The organism is Roseimicrobium sp. ORNL1 (assembly GCF_011044495.1).
Lineage (GTDB): Bacteria > Verrucomicrobiota > Verrucomicrobiia > Verrucomicrobiales > Verrucomicrobiaceae > Roseimicrobium.
Genome location: NZ_CP049143.1, coordinates 5,515,977 through 5,530,744, shown reverse-complemented (window position 1 = coordinate 5,530,744; position 14,768 = coordinate 5,515,977). Strand labels below are relative to the sequence as shown.

The 14,768-nt window shown below is 62.4% G+C and carries 6 protein-coding genes; 1 reads left to right on the top strand and 5 read right to left on the bottom strand.

The features are described from left to right. Positions 1 to 29: 29 nt before the first annotated feature. Genes G5S37_RS22305 through G5S37_RS22295 form a run of 3 tightly spaced genes read right to left on the bottom strand, consistent with a single transcriptional unit; the run spans position 30 to position 10,115 of the window. On the bottom strand, positions 30 to 1,028 hold the full coding sequence (locus G5S37_RS22305) for a fatty acid desaturase (RefSeq protein ID WP_165206796.1): 999 nt from the start codon (positions 1,026 to 1,028) through the stop codon (positions 30 to 32). A 21-nt stretch (positions 1,029 to 1,049) separates the two neighbouring features. Continuing rightward, positions 1,050 to 2,396 carry a condensation domain-containing protein gene (locus G5S37_RS22300; RefSeq protein ID WP_165206794.1) on the bottom strand — a complete coding sequence of 449 codons (1,347 nt, stop codon included), beginning with the start codon at positions 2,394 to 2,396 and terminating at the stop codon, positions 1,050 to 1,052. A 24-nt stretch (positions 2,397 to 2,420) separates the two neighbouring features. After that, entirely contained in the window at positions 2,421 to 10,115 is a 7,695-nt protein-coding gene (locus tag G5S37_RS22295; RefSeq protein WP_165206793.1) for a type I polyketide synthase, read from the bottom strand. A 234-nt stretch (positions 10,116 to 10,349) separates the two neighbouring features. Between G5S37_RS22295 and asnB the strand changes: the two genes are divergently transcribed. Next, positions 10,350 to 12,335 carry an asparagine synthase (glutamine-hydrolyzing) gene (asnB, locus tag G5S37_RS22290; protein WP_165206791.1) on the top strand — a complete coding sequence of 662 codons (1,986 nt, stop codon included), beginning with the start codon at positions 10,350 to 10,352 and terminating at the stop codon, positions 12,333 to 12,335. Between the two features lie 96 nt (positions 12,336 to 12,431). Here asnB and G5S37_RS22285 read toward each other — a convergent pair whose 3' ends face one another. After that, positions 12,432 to 13,112, bottom strand: coding sequence for a hypothetical protein (locus G5S37_RS22285; protein ID WP_206026102.1), 681 nt, complete (start codon positions 13,110 to 13,112; stop codon positions 12,432 to 12,434). Positions 13,113 to 13,237: 125 nt separating this feature from the next. Then, positions 13,238 to 14,536: an amidase gene (locus G5S37_RS22280; protein WP_165206789.1), complete on the bottom strand. Its 1,299-nt coding sequence runs from the start codon at positions 14,534 to 14,536 to the stop codon at positions 13,238 to 13,240. Positions 14,537 to 14,768 lie beyond the last annotated feature (232 nt).

Genomic DNA, 14,768 nt, shown 5'->3' with positions numbered 1-14,768 from the left:
TCTCTTCTCCTGCCCGCGAAAACGACCCTCTACCTCGTCGCCACGGCCGTCTTTGCCCCCTGCACACCACGCCATTGCGCGCCCACTTTTGGATCGTACAGGCAGGTGATGAGGTGACCGATCGCGTGCGAGTAGCTACGGAACGGCTCCAATTCCTCGTCGTTGGTAGGATACAGATCCCTCTGGTAGATCGGCAGCTCCGCGTGAGGCAATCCGGCGCGCTGGTGATGCACACCATGGAAGGGCTCATGAAGCAGCGTGAAGGACATGAACTTTCCGGTCCACGTGTCCGCGATGATGCTGCGCGTAGCGCTGCGGATGGTGGAGCCGGTCAGACCCACGTGCTCCACGTACTTGCGCCAGCTCTGGAGATTGCCCGCGATGAAGCCAGGAATGAAATACATCCACAGCCAGTACTTCCACCCCCCCGTGAGAGCCGCTGTGGTGAGTAGCGCGGCATGGAAGGCGACAATGCCAAAAAGCTCCATCCAGATGCGGCGGCGCACCTTCTTGCTGCGGATGGGCGAATTCTTCCGCCAGAACGTCCTGAGGAACATGGCGGGCGTGTGGAAAAGGCCGAAGAACAGCTCGGTGAACGCCATGAGACGGCGGAACCAGCGCGGCGACTGGGGGTCGTTGAAGGGCCAGAGTTCCTCATCGCGCTGCAGGCCGAGGTGCGCATGGTGCGTCTGATGCGCCGCGCGATACAGCGTGAAGCTCATGAAGCTGAGGAAGCCGATGAAGACGCCATCAAGGTCATTGAGGAACCGGCTCTTCCGCAGCATGCCGTGGGACGCCTCATGGAAGCCGATGAGGTTGCCGTGCATCAGGTGGCTGGCGGTAAGTGCCAGGGGCACCACGAGCCAGTAGTTGTTGTGATACAACGCGGCGAACAGCGCGCCCAAATTCAGGGCAAGCAGGCCCACCATGATGGGAAACGCCGCACGGCTCACCCAATGCGGTTCGTGTGGCTCAAAGAGGGGATTTTCAGCAGGAGCTGGTGCGGGGGCTTGAGTCGTGGCTTCCATTGCTGCTTCAGTCAGTTCAGACTAGGATTTGAAGTTGGCAATGCGGTCCTCTGGTGAGCGACAGGCTTCCGCGAGCACATTCTGGTACAGGGTGTTCAGGCTTTCAACCTCGGCATGAGTGAACAACGAGGCGCGTGAGAGCCATACGATCTCAAGGGTCTCGTTCTCCTCAGTTACTTCGCATCCCAGGTCAAATCTTGCTGTACCCGTCGAGCGCATACGTAGTTTTACTGACATGCCGGGCAAATTCACATCCGGCACGGGGTGGTTCTGCAACGCGAAGCGAACGTCGAAAATGGGGTTGTGTCCCGGTGCAGGCTTGTCCTGCATTGCAGCCGCGAGTTCCGCGAAGGGCATGAAATTGGCGAACGAGTCCATCGTCGTTTCATGCACCGCGCGCAGGGCGTCGATGAAACGCTGCTCGCCATCCACCTGACCACGCAGCGGCACCACGCCGGCGACGTAGCCCATGGTTTCCTTCACGCCCGCACGGTTGCGATTCGCAAACGGCGTGCCCACGGTGATGTCACCCACCTTGGTCCACTTATGCAGGGTGATTTGGAAAACGGTCAGCAGCGTGCTGAAGAGCGTGGCGTGCGTCTTCCGCACGACTTCGCGTACCGCGCTGGTCAGCTCTGCAGGAATGTGCGTCACCCAGCGCTGCAGCGGCCCCGTGTGAGACGGCGATGAAGGAGGGCTCCACAAACGGGGTGCACCTTCAAGTTTCGGCTTCCAGAAGGAGGCGCACCGTTCCACTTCAGCGGGCGTCCAGAAAGCGCGCTCCGCAGCATCCCACGCCGCGTAGGACATGGGGACGGGAGGCATGGGTTCGGACAGTCCCATGAGTTCCTGGACGTAGGCAGCACAGAGGTCCTGTACGAACACGCCGAGGGTCCATCCGTCTGCGACAGAGTGATGAATTGCGAAAACGAGGAGCAACTCATCCGCGCTGCGGCGCAACATCTCCACCCGGTAGAGCGGCCCGTGCATCAGGTCGAAGGGCTCCAGGACGATTTCCTGGATGATCTCCTCGATGGCCTCGTCGGAGCGCTGCTCAGGCGTCAGTTCGCGAACCTTGAAGTTCGCCTCGCCGGTGTTGCGCACCATTTGCAAGGTTCTGTCCTTGCCGGGCAGGAAGGTGATGCGCAGGGCGTCCTGCCGTTCCACCACCCGCTGGATGCTGGCACGGCACAGTTCCGGCGGCAGGCTGCCGCGCACGTAGATCACGCTGCAGATGTGACTCGCCGGATCGCCGACCGGCACCGGCGTGGTCTCCCACAGCTCACGCTGTGGGAAGGATAGGGGCTGGAGGCGGATTTCTCCGCTCTCCAGCATCTGTTTCAGCCGGGCACGTTTTTCTCCTGACATGCGGGAATGAAGCGAACGGCTGGCTTAGGCGGATGGCTTCGCGGCGGTGGTGGCTTCCGCGGTGTCATCGTCATCTCCGAGCAACCGGTCAAGGTCGTCATCCGAGATGGCATCCAGGTCCACATCTTCCACAGGCGCGGCCACGGGCTCAGCAGCGGGTGCTGCTGCAGCGGCCGGAGCACCGGCGGCCTTGGCCCCACCCACGCGTTCTGCGATGAGGGAGACGATCTGGCCGATGGTACGTGCACGCATGAGGCTGGTGGGCGGAAGGGCCACACCGATGGCGCTTTCCAGCGAGTTCTCGATTTCCACGCCCATGAGCGAGTCAAGGCCGAGGTCCGTGAGCGGCTGGTCGTTGCGCAGGGTGTCGGGCTTCACGCGAAGCACACCACCCACCACGTCACGAACGGCTTCGCCGATGACGCCCTCTTTCTCGTCCGCGGAGGCGGATTCGATCTTGAGACGCCAGTCGCTGCCACCGCTGCTGGATTCACCACCTTCAAGGCCGGAGGCAAAGATGCGCTCAAGCAGCGGGTTCTCCTGCATGTTGCGGAAGGATTGACGCCACTTGTTCCAATCCACGCGGATGGCCACGCCCTGGGCGGAACCTGCCACGAGGAAGGACTCGAGAAGAGTGACCACTTCACCCGGAGTGAGGGCAGCTGTACCCTGGCGGGCCAGGAACTCAGCGACCTTCTCATTGCGGGCCACGTAGCCTTCGCCACCCAGCACACCCCAGTTGATGGTGAGTGCGGGAAGACCGAGCGAGCGGCGATGATGGGCGAGGGAGTCGAGGAAGGCATTGGCGGCCGCGTAGTTGGCCTGCGCGGGGTTGCCGAAGATGCTCGACACGGAGGAGAACATCACAAAGGCATCGAGGTCCATCTTCGCGGTCGCCTCGTGCAGCAGCCAGCCGCCGAACGCCTTGGGCGTCAGCACGGACTGCATGCGCTCGCGGGTAAGCGCGGCGAGCGGGGCGTCGTCGATGACCATCGCGAGGTGGAACACACCCTTGATGGGAGTTTCTTCGGAATGGCTTTCGCTGATGAGGCGCTGCACATCCGCGGGCGAGCCCACGTCTGCGGCGATGGCTTTGACCGTCACACCACGGGCGGTGAGGTCATCCACGAACTCCTGTGCACCCGGCGACTTGATGCCGCTGCGGCTGCTGAGCGTGAGGTGGCGGGCACCGGCTTGCACGAGCCAGTTCGCGAGCACCTTGCCGAAGCCACCGAAGGCTCCGGTAATGACGTAGCTGCCGTTCGACTTCACGTCGAAGGCGGGCACAGGGGCTTCACCACGGCGCGGTACAAAGGCTTCGGGGAAGGAAACCACCACCTTGCCGATGTGCTTGCCCTGCGCCATCTGGCGGAAGGCGGCGTCCACGCGGCATGCGGGGAAGGAGCGGAAGGGAAGGGGATGCAGCGCGCCCTTTTCGACGAGCTTGTTCACCTCACCGAGGAGCTGACGGGCAAGTTCACCGTCGCCGGAGAACACAGCGTCCATGGCCACGACGTGGAAGGACGCGTTGCGGCGCAGCGGCCACAGCGGGATGCGCGAGTTCTGATAGATGTCGCGCTTGCCGATTTCGATGAAGCGACCGAACTCCGCAAGGCAGGCCATGCCCATCGGGATGGCTTCAGCCGCGAGAGCGTTGATCACGACGTCGACACCACGGCGGTTGGTGAGGTTCATCACCGCATCCACGAAGTCGCCACGACGGGAGTCGATGACGTGGGCCACGCCCATTGTTTCGAGCAGCGCGCGCTTGGAGGCACTACCGGCGGTGGCGATGACCTTGCAACCGAGGTGGTGCGCGATCTGAATCGCCGCCATGCCGACGCCACCAGCGCCAGCGTGGACCAGGATGGTCTCACCCTTGCGCATGCGGGCCACGTTCTTCAGTGAGTGCCAGGAGGTCATGAAGACCACCGGGATGGTTGCCGCTTCTTCGAAGGAGAGACCTGCAGGAATCGGCAGCACGTCGCAGCCGCGGGCCAGCGTCTGCGTGGACAGGCCGAATACGGCCAGACCATACGCGCGGTCGCCCACCTTCAGGTGCTTCACGTTCTCACCCACCTGGGTGATGATGCCGCCCACTTCGTCACCGAAGATGCGGGCATCCGGAGCTTCACCCGGATAGAGGGCGAGTGCCTTGAGCACGTCACGGAAGTTCATGCCGGCGGCACGAGTGTCGATGACCACCTGGTCTGCTTCGCAGGGCGGGTTTTCAAACGGCGTGAAGCGCAGCGTGTCGAGGTGACCGCGTTCGCGGGACTCAAGACGCAGCGGGACGGTCTTCTGCAACCACTGCTCTTTGACAGGGCGGCCACGATCGAGGCGCTGCACGTAGCGGGCTTCGCCACGGAAGGCGACTTCGCGCTCCACATCGGTACGCTTCAGTTCGCTGATAAGAAGGTCCACATCCGCGTCGGAGGCGACGGTCGGGAGGTCGATGGCCTTGCAGGTGATGTCCGGGTGTTCGTTGTTGAACACACGTACCATGCCGATGAGGGGAGCCTGCACCACGGTGGTGGCGGCGTTGTCGCGACCGATCGGCTGGGCGCCGCGGGTCACGAGGTCGAAACGGCTCTTCACGGCAGGGCGCACGGCATCTTCCGCATGGGAGAGGTGCAGCAGCGCATCGGTCCCGGCGATGACTTCGTCGGCATTGCTGGGCTTGGCGGGTTCATCGAGCGTCCAGAAGTACACGCTGCGCTCAGGCGCGGTGTCCTTCGTGACGGTTTCGAGAAGGGTCTTCCAGTCTTCACCGGCTTCCGCACGGAGGGTGAACTTGTCACCATCGGCGCTGTAGCTGTCGCCCTTGTAGGCGAGACGCACGCGGGCACCGCCTTCGCGGAGCTTCGTGGCGAGCTTCTCAGCGAAGCCACCCTTGTCGGCGTAGAGCAGCCAGGAGGACTCCAGAGTAGCTTCTTCGGCGGGCGCTTCGGTCGTGGGGGCAGCGGCCTTCTCGGAAGCCTTGCGGCCGAAGAGGAGGATCTGGCCTTCACCACCACGCGGACCGGTGAGGCCCGCGAGGGAGGCGGTTTCGGCGTAGCCGGCGGACTTGATGACCTTCTCCCACTGGGCGCGCTCGATGAGCGGCTGCTCGGGGCGAAGTTCGCGGTCGGCGAATCTCCACCAGCCGCTCGTGAGACCGAAAGTAGACTCGGTCCACAGCATCGGGGAGCCCGTGTCCATGAAGATGAGGCTGCCGCCAGGGGCGAGCAGGTCATGCACATGGCGCAGGGAGTTGGTGACATCGCTCACGGCGTGCACGCAGTTCGTGCCGATGACGAAGTCGTAGCTGCCGACGTCGAGACCCTGCTCGGCAGGGGACTTTTCGAGGTCGAAGATCTTGCACTCCACTTCGGGGAATCCGGCCAGCTTCTGCATGGCTCCGGGGAAGAAGCCCGCGGAGATGTCCGTGAAGGTGTAGGTGTGCAGACCGCGCTCAAGGAGCGGGAGCAGGTAGGAGGCGAGACCGCCGGTACCGGCACCGATTTCCAGGATGCGCAGGCCACGGCCTTCGGGAAGGGCGTTGGAGGCTTCCTGAAGGGCTGCTGCGATGGCGGCGAGCCACTGGCTGGTGTAGAGGCCGTCACCGTAGAACTGGTCGAGGTGTTCTGCACCTGCGCCGGAGAAGAGCACCTGCACGGCTTCCTTCTCACCACGGAGGATGGGGCCGAGTTCGGCACACGTCGCGTGGTTGATCAGGCCTTCCGAGAGGTGACCGGGGTTGTTCTCGATGTACTTGCGAAGGATGGGCGTTGCGTTGCTGGCAGCCTTCTTGAAGAGCGGCGTGGTCTTGTAGATCGCGCCTTCCTTCTGGATGAGGCCGCGCCGCTCCAGGCCCGTCATCAGGGCGCCGAAGACAGGCATGAGTGCCTCGTCGATTTTCAGTTTCTTGGCGTCGATGGCGCTCTTCACACCCATGCTCTGGAGACCACGGGCGAGGTTCGCGGCGGCGAGTTCGTCACCAGCAGCGAGTGCTTCTTCAAGCTTCTTCTTGCCACGTGCTTCGACGACCTGGTCAAGCGCGGCGCCTGCGGCCTTCTGAAGCTGTACCAGCGGAAGCGGGGCACCTGAAGTGCTCGGCTCAGCGCTGGAGGGATTGGTGCGTTCCCAGGCGACCTGATAAACAAGGTCGCGCTGGCCACCAGGGGTGCCGGAGCGGCGGGCGCCGGCCACAGCGATGGCGCGGAAGCCGTCCACGAGCACGCAGGGTTGGCCTGCTTCATCGTAGAGGCCGAGTTCGCCTTCGAGGTAGTCGTCGTTGAAGCCCGTCACGCTGGCGCGGACCTGGCTGGAGGCGCCGGGCGAGCGGAGGAAAAGGATGCGCTGGAAGCGCACCGGGAGCTTGAGCTTGGCCTTGCGGCTTTCCACCGTCTTCGCGCCTGCGGAGAATACGTGCAGGGCGGCGTCCATGAGGACGGGGTGGAGCTGGTATTCGCCAGCGCGCTTGGCGGACTCCTCGGTGAGGGCCACCTTGCCATGGGACACGCCACCGGCGGCGGCGAGTTCCTTCACGCCACGGAACTCCTCGCCGTAGCGAAGGCCCATGTCGCTCATGTGCTGGTAGAATCCGCTGAGATCCTGCGCAGGCAGGTCCTTCGGCTTCACGTCTTCCCACTTGGTGTGGGCGAAGGCGGTTTCCGTACGCTCACCGCGCATCGAGCCGACCACGTGCACTGACCAGGAGGCGGCGTTTTCAAACTTGCTCTGGATGGAGAAGGTGCGCTCGCCGGTTTCGTAGGTGATTTCGATCTGCAGACCCGCGGTGGAGTCCGGAAGGATCAGCGGCTTGCGGATTTCGAAGTCTTCCACCACGAACGGGCGGCCTTCGAAGTACTGGGCACCTGCTTCGAGGATAAGCTCGATGAAGCCGGCGGCCGGGAAGATGACATGGCTCTCGACCTTGTGGTCCTTGAGGTAGGCCATGTGGCGGTTGTCGAGGCGGGCAACCCAGGTCGGAGTGGCACGGGGCAGTCGGATGTCCAGCATGCCGCGTCCACCGCTCATGAGACGACCGTCGCGCCAGTCGGGGGACTCACTCCACCAGCGGGCCTTGTCCCACGCATAGGAGGGGAGGGAGAGCTGACGGCGGGAGGGCGTCATCGCCGCGAAGTCGAGCTCGACCGCAGCGCGATGGAGACCCGTCACGGTGTCGAGGATGGTCTCATGCTCTTTCTCACGACGGACGGAGGAGAGCACGGGGGCCTTGATATTGCGGGCGCCGAGGCACTCCTGAATGTTGCGGGCCAGAGCGGGGTGCGAGCTGATTTCCAGCCACACGTCCACACCGAAGTCGGCCATGGCGTCCACGGCAGGTGCGAAGCGCACCGACTGGCGGATGCCCTTGCCCCAGTGGGTGGCATCGCAGGAGTCACCGGCGCAGCGGTCACCCGTGACGGTGCTGAAGAAGGGAACGGTGTCCGGCAGCGGCTTGAGTTCGGCGAGCGCCTTCTCGAGCGCTTCCGAAGCAGGCTGCATGAGCGGGTGGTGGAAGGGATGGTCCACCTTCACGAGGCGGGCGAAGACGCCCTGCTCCTCGAGCTCATTCATCATCTTGGTCAGCGAGGCCGCGTTGCCCGCGAGGGTCAGCGACTTCGGACCATTGAAGGCCGCGATGGTCACGGTGCGGTCATGACGAGCGATGAGCGCGCGAGCGTCTTCCTCGGTCATGCCCACGGCGAGCATGGTGCCGTCACCCTTGGCGCATTCTTCCATGAAGCGCGCGCGCTGGACGATGATACGTGCGCCGTCTTCCACGCTGAAGATGCCAGCCACGCAGGCGGCGGCGATTTCACCGACGGAGTGGCCCACGATGGCTGCGGGCTCTACACCCCAGGACTTCCAGAGGGCGCAAAGGGATACCTGCATCGCGAAGATGGCCGGCTGGCCCACTTCGGTGCGCATGACTTGGGAGTCAGACTCGGACTTGGCGAGCTCTTCGAGAAGGCCAAAGCGAGCCCAGGGACGCATCGCTGCATCGCAGCGTTCCATCATCTGACGGAACACTGGCTCATACTTCATGAGCTCACGGCCCATGCCCCACCACTGGGGACCCTGGCCGCTCAGCACAAAGCCGACGCGTGGCGCTGTTTCAGGACGGGGAGTGAAGACGCTCTGCAGCTTCGGTCCGGGGGTGCCGGTGGCGAAGCCATTGAGTTCTTCGATCAAGTCATTGATGGAATTCGCCACCACCGTCGCGCGGTACTGGTGGTGATTGCGACGAGCACCCAGGGTGTAGGTCAGGTCGGGCAGGACAGGGCTGCTGCCATTGGCATTCGCCTTGGAGGTCAGCCAGGCACCGAGGCGTTCAGCCGTGGCGCGAAGGGATTCTTCCGAACGTGCCGAAATGGTCACCGGCCAGGAGCGGCCTTCGGGGACTTCGAGATACTCACGCTGGGTGGTGTGGGGAGCTTCCGCGAGGATCACGTGCGCATTGGCGCCGCCGAAACCGAAGGAGTTCACACCAACCATGCGCGGTCCATCCGCAGGAGCCGGGAAGGCTTCCATGGAGGTCGGAACGCGAAGCTTGAGTGCTTCGAAATCGATGTGCGTGCTCGGGTTCTCGAAGTGCAGGCTCGCAGGGATCTGGCGGTGCTTCAGCACGAGCAGGGCCTTGACGAGGCCAGCGACGCCAGCAGCGGTTTCAAGGTGACCAAGGTTGGTCTTCACCGAGCCGATGGGCAGCGGCTGGTCTGCGGGGCGATCCACGCAGAGAGCATTGGCGAGAGCGGTCGCTTCGATGGGGTCACCAACGGCGGTACCGGTGCCGTGAGCTTCCACGAAACCGATGTTCTTGGGATCCACGCCAGCGTCCTTGCAGGCGTCACGCACGAGGCGGGCCTGGGCTTCCGGGCTGGGAAGGGAGATGCCGTTCGTGTGGCCGTCCTGGTTCAAGGACGTGCCGATGACTACTGCGTGGATGGGGTCGCCATCCTTGATGGCCTGCGAGAGGCGCTTCATGAGCACCACGCCGGCGCCTTCACCACGCACGAAGCCATTGGCCTCAGCGGCGAAGGCCTTGCAGTGGCCGTCTGGAGAGAGCATGCCGGCCTGGGAGAAGCCGATGAAGCCGCCAGGGGTGACCATGATGGTCACGCCGCCGGCCATGGCCACGTCACCGCGATTCGTCCAGATGTGCTCGCACGCGGCGTGCACTGCCGTAAGGGCGGAGGAGCAGGCGGTGTCCATCGCCACGCTCGGTCCGAGCAGGTTCAGGCTGTAAGAAATGCGGTTTGCCGCAATGCTGTGTGCGCTTCCCGTGGGAGAGTGGGGGCTGATGCCTGCCGAATCCCAAGGCGTGCCCTGGATGATCTGGTAGTCATTGTGGGAGACACCCATGTACACGGCGATGTCCGTGCCCTTCTCCAGGTCCAGCACGATGCCGGCGTCTTCAATCGCCTCCCATGCCGTCTCCAAAAGCAGACGCTGCTGGGGGTCGATGTAGGGGGCTTCACGTGGAGAGATCCCGAAAAACTGGGGGTCGTACTGATCGAGGCCGTCGATAAATCCACCGCGCTTTGCAATAGATTTTCCAACCAGGCCGGGTTCCTCGTCGTAATACCGATCAGCATTCCAACGATCGGCAGGAACCTCCACCACAGCTTCACGGCCCTCGGCCAGTAGTTTCCAGTAGGACTCTACGTCATCCACTTTACCTGGAAAACGGCAACCGACTCCGATGATGGCAATTCCTTCTTTGGTCATAGGCTAGCAATAAATTCCGAAACAGGGGCAGCTTTATGTGGTTTGCCCCGCACCACAAGTTATTTGCAAGGGCAACCTGATGGAAGCAAAAAGCACGATCTGCAAGTTGGCCTTTGGTATCATGAGCATCGACTCAGCCGTGCTCGTCGCGTGAACAGTACCACGACTAATTTTCCTTAATCTTTTTGCCAGACGACGCATCCTCACCACACTCGCAGGGGCGAACTATAATTTATGTGTGGCATAGCAGGCATGCTGGATATGGCCGGGGAACGGGACGCGCCGGTGGACGTCGTACGAAGCATGGCGCGTGCCATCTTCCATCGGGGCCCCGATGAAGAGGGCTTTCTTTGGAGGCCAGGGCTTGGAATGGCCTCCCGAAGACTGAGTATCGTGGGGCTGGCTGATGGTCAGCAGCCCATGAACAATGAGGACCGCAGTGTTCATGTGGTCTTCAATGGGGAGCTTTTCGACCATGTGGAGAAGCGCGCTGAGCTCCAAAACAGAGGGCACATCCTGACCACCCACTGCGACACGGAAATCATTCCGCACATGTGGGAGGACCACCGGGAGGGCATGTTTGAGCGGCTGCGAGGGCAGTTCGCCATCGCCCTGTGGGACGAGAAAAAGAAGCAGCTTACCCTCGGGCGGGACCGCTTCGGCATCGCTCCGCTCTACTGGACGAGGCAGGGCGATTGGCTGCTTTTTGCCTCGGAGATCAAGGGGTTGCTGGCCTCCGGCATGGTGCCGGCGCGGCCTGACCGCCGGGGCATCGACCATGTCTTCACCTTCTCCGCCATGCCGGGTCCGGTGACTTGCTTCGAGGGGGTGAATTGCCTTCCCCCGGCGAGGTTTCTCCAGATCACCAAAGGAAATCGTGGCGATAATGTCACCATCCAGGAGCGGGCCTACTGGAAGATGGACTTCCCGGATGCGGGCCAGGAGGTGGATGGTGATGCGAAGACATTGGTGGATGAGTTTGAGCAGTTGATACTCAAGGCCGTGGAGAAACGCCTGCGCGCCGATGTGCCGGTGGGTTCCTACCTCTCCGGCGGGGTGGACTCCAGCATGATTCTGGCGCTGGCCAGCCATGTGAAGGGCAAGGACATCCATACTTATACCGTGCAGGTAGATGAGCCTGGGTTGGATGAACTGGATGCCGCCAGCATGGTCGCCAAGCACGTGGGCGTCGCGCCTCCGATTGTGCAGAAGTTCCGCACCGAGGACGCGCTCAATACTTATCCCAGCCTCATTCGTGCGGCGGAGTGTCCGGTTATCGACACCTCCTGCGCCTCTCTTCTACAACTGGCGCACCGGGTGCACACCAACGGCCAGAAAGTCGTGCTGACGGGGGAGGGGGCGGACGAGTGGCTGATTGGCTACCCGTGGTACAAAATCTCCAAGGCCCTGGGATACCTCGACCTGATCCCGGGCGTGGAAATCAGCGACAATGTCCGGCGCGCCTTCCTGAAGATAAGCAATGTGCCGAACTTCCCCGCGCAAGTTCGGAGGGATATCGAAAAAGTCATCGGCGGCAATAATCCGTGGATCGATTCCTACGGGGTCCTATGCGTCTCCAAGCTGCGGTTCTACAGCCCGGACATGCTGGCGCAAATCGACACTACCGCGCCCTGGTCCATGCTGGACATGGATCTCGACCGGGCGACCAAGTGGCACCCACTGAATCGTGGTGTGTGGATGGCAGGTCGCGTGAATCTGGCGGGCCACCTCCTGCAGGCGAAAGGCGATCGCGTGGCCATGCATTCCTCTGTCGAGGTGCGTTATCCGTTTCTGGATGAGGATGTTTTCGACTTCACGGCGAAAATCCATCCGCGGTGGAAGCTGCGCGGTTTCCGGGACAAGCACATCCTCCGCCTGCTCGCCGAACGCTGGGTGCCGCCTTTCGTGTATAAGAGAGGCAAGGTTATCTTCCGTGCCCCCCTGGACAGCTTCCATCTTGAGCCCGAGCCCAAGTTTGTCGCCCAGCTTCTCAGCGAGGAGTCGCTGCGCCGCACGGGGTACTTCGATCCGCAGGCAGTGCGCCACTGGAGAAAGGCCTACACCAGCCTGAGAGCCGGGTCCCTGCCGCGCCTTTCGATCGAATTGGGCCTCGCGGCTGTGGTGGCGACCCAGCTCTGGCACCACTTGTACATTGATAGCTCCCTGTGCGAGTTGCCTTCCGTGGAAAGCGGGAGTCCGCAGACGGCCATCGTTGCCTGACGAGCGAAAGAGTTTTAGAAACAAAAGCGCCGCGTGACCACAGGTGGGTCACGCGGCGTTTTTGTTCTAAAATTCAGCTAAAGTACAAAACCCAACTTACTTCAGGCTGGCGAGCAGTTCCCTCGCGGCGGCTTTCGCGTCCGGATCGTCTTTCTCAATGCTGGGCATGGAGAGACCTTTCTGCAGGTACTTGCACGCTTCGGAGTTGCGGCCGACCTGGGCGTACACGCGACCCAGTTCCACGTAGTGCATGAGGCGGGTGGGATTGAGTTTCACCGCTTTCTCCAGGCAGCTAACCGCTTCATCATTAGAGGCCTCCGGCAGCTTGTCGTAGATCATGGAGGCGAGCATCTTTTTCACGCCACCCACGCTGGCCACATTCCGATGCCAGCGGCCGAGGATGTGCCAGGCCAGGTCATTGGAGGAGTTCAGCTTCACGGCCTTCTCAGCACCGGCCTTGATGGCCTTGGAGCAGGCGACCTGTTCCTTGTTGCTCATGAAGGGGACCATCTTCCCGTAGCTGATGGCGCAGGAGAGCTGGGCATCGGAGTTCTGGGGATCCGCAGCTGCGGCGCGCTTGCCGTACTGGAGGGCCGTGTTTCCGAGCTTCAGCTTTTCCTCGTTGGAAGAGGCATCCGCCATGAGGTGCCGGTACTGTCGGGCAATGCGGACCAGCACGTCGGCGTTGTCAGGGTGGAGTTTCTCGAGTTCCAGATAAACTTGGAGCGCCTCCTTGGCTTCGAGCTTTACGTCAAGGGCGTCTGCCTTTTGGAACAAGAGCAGTTCTTCCGGGGTGTGAGCTGGAGCTTGACCACGGACACCGGCGCTGGTTATACACAGCGCCACAGCAGCTAGGAAGGCCTTGGCCGAAGCACGAAGGCGGAGGGTTTTCGGGCAAAACATTACTCCTTCGACGCGATGATCCTCGCGGCGTTCAAAAGTTTTGCTTCGCTGAGTTTTGGCCCGACAAGCTGGAGACTGGTTAGTGGAATCTTTTCGTCATTCATAGGTACGGGCATGGCGAGGGCGGGGTTGCCTGCATAATTCACGGAAACCGTATTTTGCAACGCCAGGGCCTCGGCTTCAAAAAGGATGAAGCGGCTGAAGATGGGGACCTTCATGGGATGGTGCCGCAGCGTGGGTAGAGCGATGAAATCCACCTTCTGGAAGATGCGGTCCAGCTGCTTCTGCCACACCTTTTTCATGGCCAGGGCCTCGCGGTATTCCTTGCTGTCGTACTTGAGGTCTCCCAGAAGGATGGCTGCTTTGGTGGTGGAAGTTACTCCACGGACTTTTAAGAGCTCCTTGTCGGTCACATAGCCATCGGCCACGGCGATGGTGTTGCCGTGTTTCATGGCTTCCTTCCATGCTTCGGCAAACCATTGGGGAAGACGCACCACTTTCACATTCGCGGCGGCGAGGGCGTCATCGATGGCCTGGTCGATCTTGGGGTCGGTGTTTTCAATGTAGAGCCGCCCCACGGTGATGCTCCTGGGGCCGGGCTTGGCCGCCTTGGCATTCGCGTACTGGCCGCTGAAACCCGGCTTCAGCAGGTCCATGCCGTCCACGAGGTGGGGGATGTCCTTGGCAAGGGGGCCCACCGTGTCCAGATGCCGGGGTGAGATGGGGTGGATGCCCTTGGTGGGGATGAGGCCGAAGGTGGTCTTCAGCCCGTATACCCCGCAGCAGGCGGCCGGCGTGCGGATGGAGCCGGCGGTATCCGTACCGATGGCCACGTCCGCCCTTCCGTTCAAAACCGCAACCGCTGAGCCGCTGGAGGAGCCCCCGGGCATGAGCCGCTTGGAGTCACCCATGCGGTTCCTCGGGGTGCCGAAGTAGCCATTGATCCCAGTGGCGCCGAGGGCGAGTTCGTTCAGATTCGTCCGACCGACGATGTGCGCTCCACTGGCGCGGACGGGGGCCAGGCAGGGAGCGTCCTTCTCGGCCGGGGGATTGGTCTTCAGCAGGTACTCGGAGCCGGCGGCGGTGACCACGCCCTTCATGTCGATGTTGTCCTTCACCGCCACGCGGAGCTGGGTGCTGTCCTTGGGTGGGGGCCAGTACCGGATGAAGGCCTTGTCACCCCGCAGCTTGGGGAAGGGGTTTGAAAAGCTGGGCAGGGAGGTAGTGCAGCCGGTCAGCAGGCTGACAGCGGTCAGGGCGGCGACACTGCGACGGAGGGGAGAGGGTTTTGACTGCATCGTTTTTTCTTATGGAATCGCATCATCGGGCACCCTTAATCGTGTATCAGGGGATTCACCGGCGTTAGGGGCTGGTGCCGCAGCCGGGTTGGGATCCGGGGAGCTCCGCCTTGGCCTGAAAAATCCCTTGCCTCTCTTTCGCAGCCGTGCATTGTCTCCGCCCCCTGCGAGCCCTTCAATCGCCGTTGGTCTTCGGGTCCGCCTCTTCCGAGGCAGAACCGCTCGCCCCGAA

What these genes read in the sequence shown, in the direction of transcription:
- asnB (WP_165206791.1), top strand. Translation starts at nt 10,350, where the DNA reads ATGTGTGGCATAGCAGGCATGCTGGATATGGCCGGGGAACGGGACGCG.
- G5S37_RS22300 (WP_165206794.1), bottom strand. Translation starts at nt 2,396, where the DNA reads ATGTCAGGAGAAAAACGTGCCCGGCTGAAACAGATGCTGGAGAGCGGA.
- G5S37_RS22305 (WP_165206796.1), bottom strand. Translation starts at nt 1,028, where the DNA reads ATGGAAGCCACGACTCAAGCCCCCGCACCAGCTCCTGCTGAAAATCCC.
- G5S37_RS22280 (WP_165206789.1), bottom strand. Translation starts at nt 14,536, where the DNA reads ATGCAGTCAAAACCCTCTCCCCTCCGTCGCAGTGTCGCCGCCCTGACC.
- G5S37_RS22295 (WP_165206793.1), bottom strand. Translation starts at nt 10,115, where the DNA reads ATGACCAAAGAAGGAATTGCCATCATCGGAGTCGGTTGCCGTTTTCCA.